Raw genomic sequence first — 18,499 nt, forward strand, 5'->3', positions numbered from 1 at the left:
GAGGCACCGATGGCTGCAGGGATTGATCGGGTTGTGGTGATCAGCGACGACCTCGCGCCCGGAGGCGGTGCCGCGGCCATCGCGCTGGCTTCGATCCGGCAGATGCGGGCGCAGGGCATCCCCGTCACCGTGCTGCTCGGCGGCGAGGTGTCGCCGGTGCTGGCGGGGGACGCTCCGGTGATGCTCGGAGGGAGCAACCTGCTCGACGGGCCGCGCGCCAAGGCGGCGCTGCGCGGGCTTTACGATGCACGGGTGCGGGCCGCGCTGGCGGCCTGGATTAGAGAGCACGACACGCCCGGCACGATCTATCACCTGCACAACTGGCACAAGGCCCTCTCTCCCGCCTGCCTTGCCGCGCTGCGGCCCGTGGCGGAGCGGCTGGTTCTGACGGCGCATGATTTCTTCCTAGTCTGCCCGAGCGGCGGCTATTTCGACTTCCGCCAGCGCACGGTCTGCGAGCGGATGCCGCTGTCGCCCGGCTGCCTCGTTGCGCAATGCGACAAGCGCCACTTCGGCCACAAGGTGTGGCGCGTCGCCCGCCATCTGACGCGCGAATGGCTGTTCGATCTTGGTGCTGCGACGGTGCTGGCGGTGCATGAAGGCATGGTGCCGCTGCTGGAACGCGGTGGCATCCCCGGGCGCGCGATCCGGGTGCTGCGCAACCCGGTGACGCCCTGGCTGAGGGAGCGGGTGGAGGCGGAGCGGAACCGGACGCTGCTCTACGTCGGGCGGCTCGAGCTCGACAAGGGTGTCGATACGCTGGCCGTCGCAGCGGAGCGCATCGGGGCACGGCTGGTGGTGGTGGGCGACGGGCCGTTGCGCGACAGGCTGCAGCGGCTCTGCCCGACAGCAAAACTCTTGGGCCGTCTGCCGCCCGAGGCGATCGGGGCGGTGGCGCGGGGGGCGCGGATCGCCGTGGTGCCGACCCGGGTGCGCGAGACCTTCGGCCTCGTGGCGCTGGAGGCGGCGATGTCGGGCCTTCCGGTCGTCTGCTCGCGCTCGGCCCTGATCGCCGATCAGCTGGTGGCCACCGGGGCCGGCGTGGCCTGCCCGCCGGATGCGCCGGAGCTGCTGGCGGCGCAGCTGGCGCGGCTTCTGCAGGATGACGGCGCCGTCGAGACGATGAGCCGGCACGGCTTCGCGGCGGCATCGGGAATGGCGCTCTCGGAACGCGAGTGGGGGGCGCAGCTGGTGGAGATCTACGACGACATCCTCGACCGTTCGCAGGCCAAAGCCCCGCGTGGCGCGGCGCAGCCCTTCGGGCCGACGCTTCCGGGAAACCCGATGCCCGAGCGGCTGTGAACCCAGCCCCGGGGTCGCCCGGGGCTGGCCGCGCCTCAGGCGCTGATCTCGACGAAATAACCCATGGTGAACCAGAACTGGTTCGGGATGTCGTTCCACTGGTCAGTGCCGGTCAGCATGTGCAGATGATCTTCCTCCGTCCCCTGATATTGGCTTGGCTCGCCCGGGAGCCAGCGGGTGAACTGGCCGGCCGGGGCGCTGCCGCCGCTGAGGCCGTTCCAGAACACCTCTCCACTCTCCGGGCCTTCGGTCCAGCGCCAGACGCCCTCGCTCGCCGCATCGCTGCCGCCGAGCCAGCCGCCATAGCCCCAAGGGTTCGCCTGCGCCATCAGATCGGCAAGGAAAGCGTTCTCGGCGGCGGAGGTGATCGTCGCCAGATGCCCGCCCTCGGCCTGCGCGAGAGCGGAGGCCTGGCTATGGGTGAAATCGCCTTTCACATAGCGGTAGAAATGGCCGTTGAAGGCGGTGAAGCCTGCAGGCGGCTGGCCGCCGGGCGTCTCGTTCACGTCGGTCACGGCGATGGCAAGGGCTTGGGTATCCTCGCCGCCATTGGCGCTGGCCCGGACGATGACGTCATACACATTGTTGCCGCCCGCGTCGCCCGGCGCCTCGAAATCCGGCGCTGCCTTGAACGCCAGTGCGCCGGTCGCGCTGTCGATTGAGAAGAGGAAGGCATCCGCGCCGCCCGCGATGGCGAAGCTCGGGGTGTCGCCTTCCGGGTCGGCAGCGGTGACTGTGGTGACAGTGAAACCGTTTTCCGCAGCCAGGATCGATGCCGTAGCGCCGCCGCCGTTCGAGGTGATGACCGGCGGCCCGTTCACCGGAGGCGGTGGCGGGTTGCCGGTGCCTTCGATTTCGATGAAGTAGCCCATGGTCACCCATTGGCCGGAAGTGTCGTTCCACTTGTCGCTGTTGGCCATCATGTGGAAGTGGTCTTCCTCGATCCCGTTCCAGATGCCGTTTGGCTCACCGATGCTCCAGTTGGTATAGGCACCCGGCGTTGCGCTGCCGCCGCTGAGCCCGGTCCAGAACACCTGCCCGTCTTCCGGGCCTTCGGTCCATTTCCAGACGCCCTCGCTGGCCGCATCGCTGCCGCCCAGCCAGGCGCCGAGATCCTGCCCGGCAATCAGGTTGGCGAGGAAGGCGTTCTCGGCGGCGGAGCCGATGGTGGCGAGATGCCCGCCCGCGGCCTCGGCTGCGGCCTGTGCCTCGTAGAAGGTGAAAAGGCCCTTCACATAGCGGTAGTAATGGCCGTTGAGTTCGACGAAGCCCGTGGGCGGGCCACTGACGGCAGGGGGTTCGCTCAGATCTGTCACGGTGATGGCAAGGGCCTGGGTGTCCTCGCCACCGTTGGCGCTGGCGCGGACGGTGACGTCGTAGACATTGTTGCCCCCCGCGTCGCCGGGCGCCTCGAAATCCGGCGCCGCCTTGAACGAGAGCGTGCCGGTGGTGGCGTCGATGGTGAAGAGGAAGGCGTCGGCGCCGCCCGCGATGGCGAAGCTCGGGGTGTCGCCTTCCGGGTCGGTGGCGGTCATGGTCGTCACAGTGAAACCGTTTTCCGCAAGAAGGAGCGATGCCGTAGCGCCGCCACCGTTCGAGCTGATGACCGGCGGTCCGTTCATCGGAGGCGGTGGCGGGTTGCCGGTGCCTTCGATCTCGATGAAATAGCCCATGGTCACCCATTGGCCCGAGGCGTCGTTCCACTTGTCGCTGTTGGCCATCATGTGGAAGTGGTCTTCCTCGATCCCGTTCCACACTCCGTTCGGCTCACCGATGCTCCAGTTGGTGTAGGTCCCGGGCGTGGCGCTGCCGTCACTGAGACCGGTCCAGAACACCTCGCCGTCCTCGGGGCCTTCGGTCCATTGCCAGACGCCCTCGCTGCCGGCATCGCTGCCGCCGAGCCAGGCGCCGAGATCCTGCCCGGCGATCAGGCTGGCGAGGAAGGCGTTCTCGGCGGCGGAGCCGATGGTGGCGAGATGCCCGCCCGCGGCCTCGGCAGCGGCCTGTGCCTCGTAGAAGGTGAAAAGGCCCTTCACATAGCGGTAATAGTTGCCATTGAACTCCACAAAGCCCGCGGGCGGCGCTCCGCCGGGCTGGCTGTCCGTGTCCGCCATCGCGTCACCCTTTCTGCGTCAAGATCTGGCCCAGCAGAGCCCGAAGGCGCGCGCGGCCCGCCAGGTTATTCGGGCAGGGAAGCGGATCTTGCGGCGTAGGCAGCGCCTACCACCTCAGGCGCGGGCGGAGAAGCGGCGGAAGGTGGAGCCGGTATCGTCGCCCCATTCCCAGTTGGTCGCGAGGCCGACGGCGGCGATGCGCAGCGGCGGGTCGTCGGGGTAGAGGTCGGTGAGCGCCCGTTCCATCACCGCCTCGGCGCCGATGAAGACCACGAAGCGGTTGCCGTCGAAAGTGACGCGGAGCTCGAAGGGCTGGCCCCAGGTGATCGCGTCGCCGACCATGGTCCAGATCGCGTCGTAGAGCTCCTCGAAACCGTGCCGCTTGGTGAAGAGCGCGATGGAGGCGCCTTGGTATTCGTCGGCGAGATAGACCGAAAAGCTGAGGTAGTTGTCCTCGTCCTGCCAGAAGAGCAGGCCGGAGCGGCAATGCTCCCTTTCGCCGCGGCCCTGACCGGGCGGCTCGATCACTACCGTGACATCGGCGAAATCGGGCTGCGGCCAGGGGAGGGCGTGAAAGGTGCGGCCGGGGTTCGGGGCGGCGACGCTCGCCACGACCCGCGCGCCCCCGCCGGTGGTCTCGACCGAGCCATGGCCGACAAGGCGCGTCCAAGGGTCGAGACCGGTCTCAGGCAGGCGGCCGTCGAGAGGGGCGGGGGCGCCGGCGAAACGGTCCTCCAGAAGAGTCCGGGTGTTGGAGCGGCGCCACGGTGTCTCGAAGCGCAGCTCGGGCGGGATCGGGACTTCGGGCGCGTGGCACTCGAAGTCGCGCAGCACGATGCCGCCAGAACCGAACCAGAGACCGGCGCGGGTGGGGTGCGGCGGCGCCCCTGCCTCGATCCAGCCGCCAAAGAGCTGCGCGCCGTCGAGGTAGCAGGCGATCCGGCCCGAGGTGTCGAGCAGTTGCAGCGAGTGTTGCGCCGTTAGGCGCAGGGGCGCCGTCGCCATTACACGGCGGTCGCCCGCAACTTGAATCAGACGTGCTTCGCGGCGATCGAGTTCCAGCGCCCAGAAGTCGCTTTCGTCACGGTGGCGCCAGACGATACCTGCCGCACCCTCCGGCCCGGTGACCTCCAGCAGGAGGTGAATGAGCCCTATGGACGCGGGCGTGCCGAAAAGCGCCAGCGCCTCGCCCTCGCTGACCGCCCCGTGTTCCGTCCGCCGGATGCGCCCCTGCAGCACCCGCCAGCGTGGATCGTCCTGCAGCGGGCCTTGCCCGGTCAGCCTGTCGCTGGCCTCGCCGGCCTCTGCAAGCTCGGGGACAAGCGCGACCCGCAGGCCGTGCAGCCGGGTGTCGACGCGGAAGCCGATCTGCCCCAGCGCCGCCTGATGCACCCCGGCGAAGAGCTGTGGCTGGCGGTCGAAGGGATCGACGGCGATGGGGCGCATCATCGGGGTGGCGGGCAGGGTGGCTCCATCCGGCCCGCTCGCGGCGTAGTAGACGGCGCCCGTCTTGCGCAGCACCACGATGTAGCAGACGCGGACGTTCTTCAGCCCGCGGAAGGCCGGGAGGCAGCGGTCGCCGCTGCGCACCCAGACCTCGCCATTGTCCCCCAACGCCGCGTGGACGACGAAGCCCGAGCCCTCGGCTGTCGGATCGGCTGGCGCGGGGCTCGCGAACCAGCCGAGGGCCAGGTTTTCATCGATGTCGGGGCCCCGGTAGAAAGGGGGCGATGCCATCAGCCAGCCCCTGAGGCGGCGGATCAGACCGTGCCTGCGGGGGCCGAGGGCGAGGGCGCGCAGCCGCTGCGGCACCGGGTCGGCGCCGGGGCCGCGCAGCCAGCGCCAGAGCCTGCGCGCCAGCCCATCGGGCAGGGCGGAGCCCTGCGAGGTGTTGTGGCCGTTGGTGATCGAAACCGCGAGCGCGAGTCCCGGCTGGCGCCGGAAGGGGCCGTAGGCGATGCCCTGCCGCCCCCAGCCCGGGGTCAGCAGCGGCTGGAAGCGCAGCGCGCCGTGATCGATGGCGATCTGCCGCTCGCGGTCAATGCCGAGGCGCCGAGGACCGCCCGGCGCCTGCGAGCCGATCACCGTCCCGGCGGGGCGGTCGTCGGCAAAGGTATCGTCCACCAGCGGCGCGGGCCGGGTGGCATGGAGGCTGGGCTGATACGGAAGATCACGCATGCGGCCCTTCTAGGCGCGTGTCCGGGGCGTGGCCCATCGGCAATAGGGGGTAGCCGGGCGGATCAAGAGGATGAGATGAAGCGGGCCTGCGACCACGGCTAAGCTGGCAGCCGAGGGGCAAGCGGGGTCGGGAATGACGCTCAGGCAGGCGATGTGCAGGGGGCTCGACCGGGCGCTGCGACGGCGGCTCGCGGGGTTCGCCCGCGAGGACTGGGCCGCCTCGGCGGTGGTCGTGGCCCCGCATCCCGATGACGAGACACTCGGCTGCGGTGGGGTGATCTGCAAGAAGATCGCGGCGGGCGCCGAGGTCCGCTTCGTCTTCGTGACCAATGGCGCGGCCTCGCACCGCTTCGCGGCAGGCCCCGAGGCTCTGGGCCGCCAGCGCGCGGCGGAAGCGCTGCAGGCGGCGCGCTGCCTCGGTGTGGCGGCGGAGCGGGTGACGTTTCTTGACATGCCGGATGGCCGGGCGGGGGAGCACGAAGCGGAAATCGCCGTTAGGCTCGCTGCGCTGCTGCGGCTCTGGGCGCCGGAGGCGGTCTTCGTGGTGCATGGCGGCGACCCGCCCGCCGACCACCGCGCCGTCTTTGCCGCCGTGACCGAGGCGATCCGGAGCTACGGGCAGCCGGTGACCGTCTTCGAATATCCGGTCTGGTATTGGTATCACTGGCCGTGGATCGCGCTGGGCGGCGACAGCCCCGGGATGTGGCGGCGGAACCTCCGCCAGACGCTGCGCACATGGGCCGGGCTGCGCGCCTTCTCGCAGCTCAACGTGATGGCCGATGTCTCGGACGTGGCCGAGGTGAAGCGCCGGGCGCTTTGCGCGCATCGCTCGCAGACCGAGCGACCGGAGGGTCGGCCCGACTGGCCGGTGCTGGCCGATCTCGGCCGCGGTGCCTTCCTCGCCCGTCTCACCGGCGATCACGAGACCTTCCGCCGCTCCAGGGCCAATGTCTGAGCGGCGATCCCCCTTTGCCCGCCACGCGCGGGCGCATTTCAGGAGGCAGCGATGCTGGGTTACGGCGGGTTGACGGGCCTGTTCTCGGACGTGCGCGAGATCAGGGGCGGGCAGGGCGCAGGGCTGAAGATCGTCCCGCTGAAGGGCGACCGCGAAATCGCCCTGGGCACCTACGAGCTGCCGGTGCAGCAGGCACTCAGCGACAACGTGGGGCCGGGCGGGGTGGTCTATGACGTGGGCGCCAACATCGGCTATTTCACCATGCTCGCCGCGCGTCGGGTCGCACAGGCGGGGCAGGTCTATGCCTTCGAGCCGGTGGCGCGCAACGCGGCAGCCATCGAGCGGGCCGCGCTGCTGAACGGCTTCGAGCGGGTGACCGTCTTCGAAAAGGCGGTCGGCGCCTCGACCGGGTCGTCGGAGCTGCTTCTGGCGCGGCATATCGGCGGGGCGATGCTGGCCTCCGTCGGCGCGCCACCCGACCGCAGCGGCTCGGTGGAGGTGGAGGTGGTGGCGCTGGACAATTTCATCGACGAGCGGCGGCTGCGGCCGCCGTCGCTGATCAAGATCGACGTGGAAGGCGCCGAGCTCGAGGTGCTGCGCGGCATGACCGACACGCTGAGAACACAGGCACCGCTGCTGATCGTCGAGCTGGATGACGCGACCGAGCAGGGTCTGGCCGCGAAGACGCGGGCACTGGCGGCCTTGCTCGACGGGCTCGACTACGGGCTGGCGGCGCTGGCGCCTTCGTATCCCGGAGCGGGTTGGTCGGTGGCGCATTTCCTCGCCCAGCCGAGGGGTTGAGCGATGGTCACTCTTGATCTCAGGCGTCTCGCCCGTCCGGCCAAACGGCTCGGGGCTACGACGGCGCTGCGGCGGCTCGTGCAGCAGCACGCGCCGGGGCTGTCGCGCGCCATCTCCGATTTCCACCGCCAGCCGGATCGACGGCTGCTGGAAACGGTGATCCTCGCCGAGCTGGCGGGCGATCCGCAGATCCGGCGCATCCTCTTCGTCGGCTGCGACTGGTATACCCAGCCCTATCGGCGGCTGTTCCGCGCCAAGGACTACTGGACGCTCGATATCGACCCGGAGAAACGCCGCTTCGGCGGAGCGCACCATCTGACCGACAGGCTGCGCAATCTGGGCACCCATGCCCCGGCCGAGCATTTTGATGCCATCGTCTGCAACGGCGTCTTCATGCGCACGGCCATCGAGACTTTCGAGGAGGCGGAGCCGTCCTTCGAGGCCTGTTTCACCTGCCTGAAACCGGGCGGCTGGTTCGTGCTCGGCTGGAATGATACCGAGGCGCTGCGGCCCTATCCGCCGTCGGAAAGCCCGACCTTGCAGCGCTTCGTGCCCAAAGCCTTTCCCGGGATCGGCGCGCATGAGGTGCTGACGCCCACCGAATACCGCCACACCTACAGCTTCTACCGCCGCCCCGGCTGAGCCAGTCCGGGCGGCACAGTTCCGACGGCTTGCCGCGCGTCGCGGCGGGCCCACGCCTCGTGGTAGACCTCGCGCGTCAGCCCCGCGATGCGCTCCCAACCGTAGAGCGTGCCGACCCGTTCCGCCCCGCGCCGCCCGAAGGCCTCGGCCTTCAAGGGATCGGAAAGGAGGGCGATCAGCGCCTGTGCCAGCGCCTCGGGGTCGTTCTTGCTGATCAGCAGTCCGCCTTCGGTCGCCTGCAGGATGTCGGTCATGCCACCGACGCGAGTGGCGACGACCGGTGTGCCGACCGAGAGCGCCTCGACGAGGCTCATGCCGAAGGCTTCGCTCAGCGAGGGGTTGGTGAGCACCGAGGCCCGGGCGATCCGATCGATGACCTGCGGATGCGGCTCGTGGCCGATGAAGCTGACGCTCCGGGCGAGCGGGGGCGGGATCAGCGCCTGCAGCGCTGCGCGATAGGCGTCGGCGGCGGAAACGCCGGGCGGGTAGAAGCGGGCGAGGCCGCGCACCTCGACGTCGGTGCTGAGATCCACCAGAAATTCGCGTGGCGTCACTGCCATCGGCCCGATGATGTCGAGATGCGCCGAAGGATGCGCCTTGATCACCCGGCTCCAGGCCGAAAGCAGGGTGTGGATGCCCTTCTCGGGCGAGACCCGACCGACGAAGACCACCCGCTTGCCCTGACGCTCCCTGCCCGGGCGGGGCGCCGGCGGCGGTGGTGCGCCGTTGGGCACCACGGTGAAGCGGGGGCCCTGAGGGCCGAAGCGCCTCGCTGCCGCCTCCGCTACATGGGCAGAGCAGCCGATGACGGTATCGACCGCTGCCAGACGCCGGGCGGTGGGGCGCTGCGGTAGCTCGGCCAGCCAGTCGCAATGCATGTGCAACACGATGGCGGCGCGCGGAAAGGCCCGGCGCAGCGGCGGAGCGAATTGCGCGAAGTTCTGGATATGGATCACGTCGGGGTCGATCCGGCGCAGGCGGCGCAGCGCGCCGAGCAGGTAGTCGCAGGCATAGACCGGCTGGCCGAACAGCGCATGGGCCGGGGGGCAGGCCTTGGCCCAGATGCGCGAGGCCTGCGACCAGAGGCGGAGCGGGACGGTGGGCACAAGCTCCAGCCGCCCCCAGTCTCCCACCTGCTTCGAGGGCGCCGTCAAGCTGCTCCGGGCGAGGATCGTCAGATCGCAGTCTCCTGCGAAACGTCTCGCGACCTCGTAGCTCCAGAGCCCGATGGAGGTCTGTTCGGGCGGCAGCACCAGATCGAAGGGCTGGCTGAGGATGGCGACCTTCATGGCTCAGCGCCGCAGCCGGTTGAGCACGTCGGTCAGCGAGCGCAGCTCGCCCGGCAGCAGGATCGCCACGGCGAGGGTGAAACCGACCCCGCCGATCCCGATCTCGCCCACGAGCCGCAGCGCGGGGCTCAACGTGTTCGGGGCCAGGCTGCGGAACAGCTCGATCGCCCCGACCATGAGCGCCGCGCAAAGCGCGAGCCGCGGGAAAGTCGCCAGCGCCGGTCGGATGTCGATGCCGCCGACCTTCCAGGCCAGGCGGAAGAAGAACGGCAGCAGCGCCAGATTGCAGAGCACGATGCCCGCCACCGCAGCGACGGTGCCGAATTTCGCGGCGATGGGCAGGGCGATGAGGACGAAGACCGAGTAGAGCATGTTCATCTTCAGCAGCAGCCGCGAATGGCCGAGCGCCAGCAGCGACAGGCCCGAGGTGCTGTCCACCACCCGCACCAGCCCGAGCAGCATCAGGAGCTGCACCGCAGGCACCGCCTCTGCCCAATGCGCGCCGAACACCAGCGGCACGGCCTCGGGGGCGACGGCGGCAAAGCCGATGAAGACCGGAAAGCCGACCAGCGCCGCCAGCCGCACGGCGCGGGCGAAGAAGGCGCCGATCCGCTCCGGCTCGGCCTGCATGCGCGAGACGGCGGGCATGGTCACGGCATTCACCGGGCCGAGGAAGCATTGGGTCAGGAATTCCAAAGGTCTGCGCGCGAAGGCAAAGAGCCCGACGGCCTGCGTGCCGATGGAAAAGCCGAGGATCAGCTTGGGCAGCTCGTCGTTGATGAAGTTCCACAGCGACTGCAGCACGAGCGGCCCGGCAAAGCCGAAGAGATCGCGGCAGCGCAGCAGGGAAAAGCGCAGCCGGGGTCGCCAGTGGCCGAAGCCGAGCAGCACGGCGGACTCGACGGTGACCTTGGCGATCTGCATCAGGACAAGGCTCCAGACTCCGTAGCCCGAGACGGCGAGGGCGATGCCCAGCGTGCCGCCGACAATGGTGCCTATGGCGGTGCGCGTGGCGAAGAGCCGGAAGTCGAGTGCCCGCCGCAGCACGGCCGCGGGGACCGAGCCCAGCGATTGCAGCGCGACGATGATGCTGGCCCAGCGGACGAGCCCCGCCAACTGCGGCTCGTCGAGCGCCCCGGCGAAGGGCTCCGCCGAAAGCCAGATCAGGCCGGTGAGCGTGCAGCCGACCGCGACCAGCAGCCAGAAGGCGGAGTCGAGGTGGATCGGCTCCAGATGCGGGCGCTGCACCAGCGCCTCGGGCAGGCCGCTTGTCACCAGCACCGCGAGGATGGTCGGCGCGACCAATGCCAGCGCCCCAAGACCGAACTCCTCGGCACCGAGTTGGCGGGCGAGCACCACGACGATGACGAAGGTGAAGAGATGCCGCCCCCAGGATTCCGCGGCGCTCCATGCCGCACCCCGGACAATGCGAGATCCGATGGCCGCGGTCATTGCGGCACCTCCAAGCCGAGGGTTTCGGGAGGGGCCGGCTGGCGCAGATCCACGGGGGAAAGGTTGAGCGGGCGCAGCAGCGAGTGGCGCAGGTAGTCGGTGAGGAAGCGCAGGAAGTGCCGGGTGGTCAGGGGTGTGACCCTGATCGCCCGCCAGAGCGTCAGCGAACGGGCCGCGATGAGCAGCCGAGACGAGACATGCCGCCCGTCGCGGCCGACGGCGGCATAGGTCACCGTCCCGCGGAAGCTGATGTCGAACCGGTCGAGCAGCGCCTTTATCTGCCGGTCATAGGTCTCGTCCGGCGCGAAGCCCTGCCGGTTCTTGGTGGTGCCGACGGGCCGGGTATGGGTGACCGAGACGGCATCGACGATCGCACAGCGCGGGCGGCTGGCCTCGGTCAGGCGGCACCAGACGAGGTCGATGCCGGTTTCGAAGGACAGATCGAACAGCGGCAGGGCCCGGCGCAGGTGCGCGGCGCGGAAGACCGGGCACATCATCTCGACCATATTGGTGTAGCGCAGCAGGAAATGGGGGTTCTGCAGGAGGGCTGCATAGGTGAAATGGCTGTCCCAGGACAGCGCCGGCTGGAACAGGTCGAGCCCGTAGCGGGTGCCGATGCGGAACAGCCGGTCGATGTCGGCCTGCCGCATCTGCAGGTCGTCGTCGAAGAGCGCGATGAAATCGTAGCGGTCGAGCAGCGCCGGATAGCGGCGGAAGAGGCTCGCATAGCCAGCGACCTTGGTGCCGGGGCTGGCAACCTCGGCCACGCCGGGACGCGCGGGCAGCGACGGCCCCGGCTCGTAGCGCGCGACGAGGAGATCGAAGCCCGCCCGCCTCTGCGGATCGCGCCAGCCCGGGTGCAGCGAATTGCGCCCCGCCCGGACCACCACCAGATTGCGTGAGCGCCCGAGCGTGGCGGGAAGGCGGCGCGGTTCAGGCATCCTGCCGGCCCCGCTTCTTCGGCGGGCCGTTGACAAGCCGCAATACCGACAAAGCGGCCGCCCGCAGCCGGAAGCGCAGCCGGGGCGAGACGCTGCCGACCGCCTCCAGCGCGAGGCGGCCGAAGCGCAGAGGATGCGCGGCCCAGATCAGCAGGGCCGGCAGGGTGGCGCGGAGCGGCGCGCGGTCGCGGTGTCGGAAGGCGATGGCCAGCAGATGGCGCAGGCGGCTGGTGAACTCGCGCGGGTTGGCCTGCCGCGCGCCGGGGGCCTGCCAGGCGAGACGGTCCGTGCTCGCAAGGTTCACCGAACGGCTGGGGTGGTCGCGGTTGTAAAGCGGCGCGCCGGGCACATAGGCGAAGGCGCCCATCAGGCCGAGCTCCGACAGCAAGGCGCAATCAGAGCCGTAATAGGGCCGGTGCAGCGAGCTTTCCAAGAGCGCCGCCCGCCGGTGCAGTCCGAAGATCGCCGCGTCGAGGCCTTGGCGATAGGTCAGCAGCTTGAAGCGCAGCGCCGCCGAGGCGCCTTCGGGCAGGGCCAGTGGGGCCTCGACATAGCCGGTGCGCGCACCCTGCGCATCGATGCCGATCAGCGGGCCATAGGCCAGGACGGCCTCGGGCCGGGCGGCGAGGGCGGCGACGCAGAGCTCCAGATAGGCCGGGCCGATCAGGTCGTCATGGGCGCACCACTTGAAGAGCTCCCCGCGCGCCAGCTCGACGCAGCGGTTGAAGTTGCCCCCCGCGCCCAGATCGGTTTCGTTGCGGACATAGCGGATGCGGGCATCCTCGCGCACCGCATGCCGGGCGATGGCGGGGGTGGCGTCGGTCGAGGCATTGTCAACGATCAGCAGCTCGTAATCGCCAAAGCTCTGCGCCCGGATCGAGGCGAGGGTCTGCGCGAGATAGGCCTCACCGTTGCGCACCGGGATGGCGAGGGTCACCAGCGGGGCCATTGCTCAGCCGATGCCGGTGAGGGCCGTCACCTCGGCCGGGATGCCGAGACGGTCCAGCTGCTCTGCCACCTCGGCGCGATAGAGCGGGTTCATCACCACCACCAGATCGGGCGCATGGGCGGCGAGCGCCTCGGGTGCGATCACGGCATGGCCGCTGCCGGGCAGAAACTTGCCCTGCTTGTAGGGGTTGATGTCCACCACCGCGGCAATCTCCTCGCCGAGGCCGAGCGTCGTCACCAGGGACACCGCCTTCGACCCTCCCCCCCAGAGCACCACCCGCCGCCCCGCCGCATGCGCCTGACGGAGCCGGTCGCGCCAGTAGGCCTGGCTCTCGCGGACCCGGGCGGGAAAGCCGCTCGCCAGCCGCCGCATCTCGGCAACCGCCCCGGGATCGGGTTCGGCCCGGCGCGCCCCTCCGGCGGTCGGGCGGGCGTATTGCACGATGTATTGCCCGCCGTAGAGCAGCTCCAGCCTTTCGACCGCCAGCCCCTCGCGCTCGAAGAGGTCGGCATGGGTCGCGGCGGTGAAGTAGGAGCAATGCTCGTAGTAGATGTCCCAGAAGGCGCCTTCCTCCAGCACCCGCGCGAAGTCGGGTGTCTCGAACACCACCCAGACATCCTCGCGCCCGCCGATCATCCGGGCGATGGTGCCGACGAAGGCGCCGACCGGGGCGATATGTTCGAGCGTGTGGCGGCAGACCACCAGATCGGCGGGCAGCGTGTGGTGCTGCGGGCCGAACCACTCCGGCAGGAAGCGCACCCCGTTCTCGGCAGAGGTGCGCCCGGGGTCGGCACGGTAGGCCGGGTCGATCCCCACACCGGTCGCACCGGCAGCATGGCAGAGCCGGTCGAGAAACTCGCCCTTGCCGCAGCCGATCTCGACGATCTGCTTGCCGGGTGCTTCGCAGGTCCGCACGATCTCGTCGGCAAGATCGCGGGCGAAGCTGTTGAACGTGTCGGAGAAATGCTGCGACTCCTCGAAGTTCGACGCATAGGCCATGGCCGGCTCGTCAAAGATCGCGTTGAAGGCAAAGCCGCAGTCCTGACAGAGCAGAAGCTCGATATCCCGCCGCGGGAAATTGCGTGCCGCCTCGGGAGTGTCGAGCAGGATGCAGCTGTGCAGCGGCACCGATGACACCTGATAGAGCGGCTCGAGCAGGCCACCGCCGCAGGAGGGGCAGGCGGTGGCCGTCCGGCCCTCGGCCCGGGCCGGGAGGGCAAGCGTATCCATCAGACGATCTCCAGATTGGGGATCGGCACGATGAACTGGCCGCCGCGCTCGCGATAGGGTGTCTGCTCGGCGATGATCTCCTGCCGGAAGTTCCACGGCAGGATCACCACGTAATCCGGGTGATCGGCGGTCAGCCGTGCCGGGTCGCAGACCTCGAGCCCGACGCCGGGCATGTATTTGCCATGCTTGTGCACGTTCTTGTCGACCACATAGTCGATCGTCCGCTCGTTCAGCCCCAGATAGTTGAGCATGATCGTGCCCTTGGCCGCCGCCCCGTAGGCCGCGATGCGCTTGCCGTCGGCCTTGAGCCCGGCGATCAGGGCGCGGGCCCGTCGGCGGAAGTCGGCGACGCGCTGGGCGAAATCGGTGTAGAAGGCGTAGCTGTCCATCCCCAAGGCGCGTTCCTCCGCAAGGATGCTCTCCACCGCGGGCGAGCGGGCTTCCGTCTTGCCGACGAAGAGCCGCAGCGATCCGCCGTGGATCGGCAGGCGGCGCACGTCGTTGACGTAGAGCCCGTTCCTGCGGAACAGCGCATCGGCGCTGGTGACCGAGAAGTAGCACTGGTGCTCGTGGTAGATCGTGTCGAACTCCACATGCTCGATCAGGTCGCGCAGATAGGGAAACTCGAAGACCGCCGTGCCGCTGTCCTTCAGGATGGTCCGGACGCCCGCCACGAAATCGTTCTGATCCGCGACATGGGCAAGCACGTTGTTGGCGATCAGCAGATCGGCGGCCAGCCCCTCCTCGCGCACAGAGCGCGCGAAGGCGGCGGTGAAGAAGGCCGAGCGCGTCGGCACATTCGCCTGCCGCGCCGCCTTGGCCTGCCGTGGCGCCGGCTCGACGCCGAGCACCGGGATGCCGACCTTGGCGAAGTTGCTCAGCAGATAGCCGTCATTGCTCGCCGGTTCGACCACCAGACTGTCGGGGCCAAGATCGAGCCGGGCGATCAGCTCCTCGGCGTTGCGGCGGGCATGATCGAGAAGCGCGGGCGAGAAGGAGGAGAAGTAGAGGTAATCCTTGCCGAACATCTCTTCCGGCGGCGGCGTCTCCAGGAGCTGCACCAGTGCACAGGCCGGGCAATAGGCCAGCCGCAGCGGATAGCGCGGCTCGCCGCCGCGCCGTCCGTCGCTCACCAACCCGTCGGATTTCGGCATCGCGCCCAGATCCAGCACCGGCAGCACGCCCTGCGCATCGCAGGAATGGCAGTGCGCTTCGGCACAGGCCTTGGCGAAGGCGGCGATTTCGGGGTCGGCTGGCGCCGGCGCGGTCGGGCGCAGGGTGCGGTCGATGGCGCCGAGGTCGATCAGCTTGCGCACATGGGCGACGCGCTGGTAGCGCGGGCCTTCGAACTCCTCCAGCGTGAGCCCGGCCGAGCCATAGGCGTCGAGCAGCTGCCGCGCGCCCTTCTCGGCATTCCAGATGGGCTGGAAGGCGGGCAGGGCGGAGCGGATCTTGTCGAAGTTCACCCGGTAGCAGCGCGGGTCTGGGCCGGCGCCCTCGGCATAGTCGATCCGGCACCGGGGCGCTGCGGCGGCGATGATCTCGGCCAGCTCGCGGATGCGGTAATTCTGGTCGGTGATGCCGACGTTGAAGGCCTCATTCCAGACCAGAGCCGGATCGGCCTCCAGAACGGCGAGGAAGGCGCGCGAGATATCCTCGATATGGGCGATGGGCCGCCAGGGCGTGCCGTCGGACTTCATCAAGATCCTGCCCGTCGTCGTGGCCCAGGCCGCGAGGTTGTTCAGCACCAGATCGAAGCGGATGCGCGGCGAGAGCCCGTAGGCCGTGGCCGGGCGCAGGAAGGTCGGGCAGAAGCTGGCATCGGCCAGGGCGGAAATATCCCGCTCCGCCAGCGCCTTCGAGCGGCCGTAGGGCGTCACCGGGCGCATCTCGGCGCTCTCGTCGATGAAGTCGTCCCCGGCGGCGCCATAGATCGAGCAGGAGGAGGCGAAGGCAAAGCGCGGCACCCCGGCCTGCTTGGCCAGCGTCGCCAGCCGCACTGCCGCGTGCTGGTTGATCGCGTAGGTGACCTCGGGGTCGAGATCGCCCAGCGGATCGTTCGAGAGGCCCGCCAGATGGGCGATGCCGTCGAAGCCCGCGACATCGGCGAGGTCGAGGTCGCGGATGTCCTTGGTCAGGGTCGGGATGTCGGGCAGCGGACCGCCAGGGGCGAAGCTGCAGCGGCTGTAGAGATCGGTGTCGCATCCGGTCACCTGATGACCGGCCTCGACGAGAAGCCGCGTGAGGACGACGCCTATGTAACCGCGATTGCCGGTGACGAGAATACGCATGGATCCCTTTCCCAAGTTGCCCAAGGGCGATTGCCGGCAGCCCACATCTCTTCGAGCTTGGTCTTGTCGCGAAGAGTGTCCATGCAGGCCCAGAAGCCGTGGTGGTGATAGGCCATCAGCTGGCCGTCGCGTGCGAGACGTTCGAGCGGCTCGTGCTCGAACATGGTCTGGTCGTCGCGGATGTATTCGAGGACCTTCTTCTCCAGCACGAAGAAGGCGCCGTTGATCCAGCCCTCGGCGGCCTGCGGCTTTTCGGAAAACCGCGTCACGCAGGCGCCGTCGAAGACCATGTGGCCATAGCGGGCGGGCGGGCGCACGGCGGTGACCGTGGCGAGCTTGCCGTGGCTGCGATGAAAGGCCAGCAGCTCGTCGAGGTCGACGTTCGACACCCCGTCGCCCCAGGTCAGCATGAAGGTGCTGCCGTGCAGCCGGTGCGCGAGCCGCTTGACCCGCCCGCCGGTCAGGGTCTCGGCGCCGGTCTCGACCAGGTCGATGGTCCATGGCGGATGCGGCGCCTCGTGGGTCTGCACGGTGGCGCCGTTGCGCCCGTCCATCCGCACCGTGAGATCGCCGTTCAGCGAGCAGTAATCCGCGAAATAGCGTTTGATGTACTCGCCCTTGTAACCGAGCGCGACGACGAATTCGTTCAGGTTGTAGCGCGAGTAATGCATCATGATGTGCCACAGGATCGGCCGTCCGCCGATCTCCACCATGGGCTTCGGGCGCACCTGGGTTTCCTCGGCAAGCCTCGTGCCATGACCTCCCGCAAGGATCGCAACCTTCATTTCCGTCCTCCAGAACGCACGTGCCCGATCCCGCCGGGCGTGGCCAAACGACGACCGGCCAGCGCCGACCGCCTTGGCCCGATAATGGGCGGCGGGGTCCGGGCGATGAGGCGGACATTCGGCGGGGGGCGTAGTCCTTGCGTGAGAGGATGCGGCAAATTGGGCGTATGCCCCTCAGGCGGTGCGACTGGAGGCGCGCAGCCCTGACCGGGTCGGGGGCAGCACGTCTCGAAAGGCGTAGTGGCACGCAGGCTCGCAAGCGACCTAGCCTTTTCCCGTTCGCCGCGGCCCAGGAGGAGTGAGGCAATGCAGAGACGACAGCCCGTTTCGGTCGCGGCAGAAGCCGTGCCGCTTGCGCTCGGGGCCTGCCCGGTCTGCGGGGGCGAGGCTTTGGAAGAGATCCTGCCGCCCTTCTCCGCGCCGCTCTACTGCAACGTGCTGCGGCCCGACCGGGTTGCGGCCATTGGCGCCGCGCGGGGCCTCCTCGCGCTGGCGGCCTGCGGGGCCTGCGGCCATGTCTGCAACACGGCCTTCGACCCCGCCGCGCTCGACTACACCCCGGATTATGAGAATTCGCTGCACCATTCAGCGCATTTCAGCGCCTATGCCGGGGAGCTCGCCGCGCGGCTCGTCGCCCGCTACGACCTGCACGGCAAGCTCGTGGTCGATGTGGGCTGCGGGCTCGGCGATTTCCTCGCGCTGATCTGCAGGCTTGGCGGCAACCGGGGCCTCGGCTACGACCGCAGCTGCCCGCCGCGCCCGCCCGCCTCTGCCGCGGGTGCCGACGTCACCCTCGTGCCCGAGTTCTTCTCGCACCGGCTGGACCTGCCGCCGATCGACTTCCTGATCTGCCGGCAGGTGCTGGAGCATATCGCCGATCCGGTGGACTTCCTCGAGGAGATCCGCCGCTCGCCCGCCGTCACCGCCGACACGCGGCTGTTCTTCGAGGTGCCGAATGCCGCGCACAGCTTCGAGGGCGAGGGCATCTGGGATCTGATCTATGAGCACTGCTCCTACTTCGGCAGCGACTCGCTGACCACGCTGTTCCGCCGCTGCGGCTTCGAGGTCATCGCCACCTACGGGCTGTTCTCTGGCCAGTACCTCGGGATCGAGGCGCGTCCTGCGCCCGCCGGGGTGCTGCCTGCCCTTGCGCGAGGCAAAGCGGCGGGGGCGGAGCCCTTCGCCACACGCTTTGCCGCGATGCGCGGTGGGTGGCAGCAGGCAGTGGCGGGCTGGGCCGCGGCGGGCGAGCGGGTGGTTATCTGGGGTGCAGGGTCCAAGGGGGTGAGCTTTCTCGACGCGCAGCAGCCCTGTCCGATCGCCTATGCCGTCGATCTCAACCCCCGCAAGGTCGGGCGCTTCCTGCCGGGCAGCGGCGCCGAGGTCGTCTCGCCCGAGTTCCTGACCACTTACCGACCGGACCGCGTGATCCTGATGAACGGGGTCTACCGCGACGAGGTGGCGGCGCGGCTGGCCGAACTCGGCCTCTCGCCGGTGCTCGTCACCGCATGAGCCCGAACGCGCGGCAGAAGGGGCGAGGGGGAGGAGCCTACCGCTTTTTGCGGTGCAC

Annotated in this window: 14 protein-coding genes; 5 read left to right on the forward strand and 9 right to left on the reverse strand. The window is 69.4% G+C overall.

The window, feature by feature from the left end:
* Positions 1-9: 9 nt before the first annotated feature.
* On the forward strand, positions 10-1,302 hold the full coding sequence (locus AC3A5Z_RS07215; protein WP_487518706.1) for a glycosyltransferase family 4 protein: 1,293 nt from the start codon (positions 10-12) through the stop codon (positions 1,300-1,302).
* A gap of 35 nt (positions 1,303-1,337) precedes the next feature.
* Here the strand turns inward: AC3A5Z_RS07215 and AC3A5Z_RS07220 are convergent, their stop codons facing one another.
* Both AC3A5Z_RS07220 and AC3A5Z_RS07225 read right to left on the reverse strand, forming a co-directional pair.
* Positions 1,338-3,416: a lectin-like protein gene (locus AC3A5Z_RS07220; RefSeq protein WP_487518707.1), complete on the reverse strand. Its 2,079-nt coding sequence runs from the start codon at positions 3,414-3,416 to the stop codon at positions 1,338-1,340.
* A 114-nt stretch (positions 3,417-3,530) separates the two neighbouring features.
* The gene (locus AC3A5Z_RS07225) at positions 3,531-5,594 is read right to left on the reverse strand and encodes a hypothetical protein (protein ID WP_487518708.1); all 2,064 of its coding nucleotides are present in this window, start codon (positions 5,592-5,594) and stop codon (positions 3,531-3,533) included.
* Between the two features lie 133 nt (positions 5,595-5,727).
* On the opposite strand from AC3A5Z_RS07225, the gene AC3A5Z_RS07230 reads away from it, so the two are divergent.
* From AC3A5Z_RS07230 to AC3A5Z_RS07240, 3 genes are read left to right on the forward strand one after another with little or no spacing between them, the layout of a single operon-like run.
* The gene (locus AC3A5Z_RS07230) at positions 5,728-6,549 is read left to right on the forward strand and encodes a PIG-L deacetylase family protein (protein WP_487518709.1); all 822 of its coding nucleotides are present in this window, start codon (positions 5,728-5,730) and stop codon (positions 6,547-6,549) included.
* Positions 6,550-6,600: 51 nt separating this feature from the next.
* Positions 6,601-7,350, forward strand: coding sequence for an FkbM family methyltransferase (locus AC3A5Z_RS07235; protein WP_487518710.1), 750 nt, complete (start codon positions 6,601-6,603; stop codon positions 7,348-7,350).
* A gap of 3 nt (positions 7,351-7,353) precedes the next feature.
* The gene (locus AC3A5Z_RS07240) at positions 7,354-7,992 is read left to right on the forward strand and encodes a methyltransferase domain-containing protein (protein ID WP_487518711.1); all 639 of its coding nucleotides are present in this window, start codon (positions 7,354-7,356) and stop codon (positions 7,990-7,992) included.
* On the opposite strand, the gene AC3A5Z_RS07245 is transcribed toward AC3A5Z_RS07240, so the two are convergent.
* The 7 genes from AC3A5Z_RS07245 to rfbF are packed head-to-tail and all read right to left on the reverse strand — an operon-like array spanning position 7,974 to position 16,929.
* Positions 7,974-9,281 carry a glycosyltransferase family 4 protein gene (locus tag AC3A5Z_RS07245; protein WP_487518712.1) on the reverse strand — a complete coding sequence of 436 codons (1,308 nt, stop codon included), beginning with the start codon at positions 9,279-9,281 and terminating at the stop codon, positions 7,974-7,976. The two genes, AC3A5Z_RS07240 and AC3A5Z_RS07245, sit on opposite strands and share 19 nt — an antisense overlap.
* A gap of 3 nt (positions 9,282-9,284) precedes the next feature.
* Positions 9,285-10,733, reverse strand: coding sequence for a lipopolysaccharide biosynthesis protein (locus AC3A5Z_RS07250; protein ID WP_487518713.1), 1,449 nt, complete (start codon positions 10,731-10,733; stop codon positions 9,285-9,287).
* Positions 10,730-11,674 carry a hypothetical protein gene (locus AC3A5Z_RS07255; protein ID WP_487518714.1) on the reverse strand — a complete coding sequence of 315 codons (945 nt, stop codon included), beginning with the start codon at positions 11,672-11,674 and terminating at the stop codon, positions 10,730-10,732. The genes AC3A5Z_RS07250 and AC3A5Z_RS07255 overlap by 4 nt, the downstream gene beginning before the upstream one ends.
* Positions 11,667-12,623: a glycosyltransferase family 2 protein gene (locus AC3A5Z_RS07260; RefSeq protein ID WP_487518715.1), complete on the reverse strand. Its 957-nt coding sequence runs from the start codon at positions 12,621-12,623 to the stop codon at positions 11,667-11,669. Before AC3A5Z_RS07260 ends, AC3A5Z_RS07255 begins: the two co-directional genes overlap by 8 nt.
* A 3-nt stretch (positions 12,624-12,626) precedes the next feature.
* Positions 12,627-13,853 (reverse strand): class I SAM-dependent methyltransferase, encoded by a 1,227-nt coding sequence (locus AC3A5Z_RS07265; protein WP_487518716.1) that lies wholly within the window; start codon positions 13,851-13,853, stop codon positions 12,627-12,629.
* Positions 13,853-16,144, reverse strand: a complete 2,292-nt coding sequence (locus AC3A5Z_RS07270; protein ID WP_487518717.1) for an NAD-dependent epimerase/dehydratase family protein — start codon at positions 16,142-16,144, stop codon at positions 13,853-13,855. The genes AC3A5Z_RS07265 and AC3A5Z_RS07270 overlap by 1 nt, the downstream gene beginning before the upstream one ends.
* Positions 16,108-16,929, reverse strand: a complete 822-nt coding sequence (rfbF, locus tag AC3A5Z_RS07275; protein ID WP_487518718.1) for a glucose-1-phosphate cytidylyltransferase — start codon at positions 16,927-16,929, stop codon at positions 16,108-16,110. The genes AC3A5Z_RS07270 and rfbF overlap by 37 nt, the downstream gene beginning before the upstream one ends.
* A 306-nt stretch (positions 16,930-17,235) precedes the next feature.
* Here rfbF and AC3A5Z_RS07280 point away from each other — a divergent pair, with 306 nt between their 5' ends.
* Positions 17,236-18,441, forward strand: a complete 1,206-nt coding sequence (locus AC3A5Z_RS07280; protein WP_487518719.1) for a class I SAM-dependent methyltransferase — start codon at positions 17,236-17,238, stop codon at positions 18,439-18,441.
* Positions 18,442-18,499: the final 58 nt, after the last annotated feature.

It is taken from the genome of Cereibacter sp. Soil_C_27 (assembly GCF_057657095.1).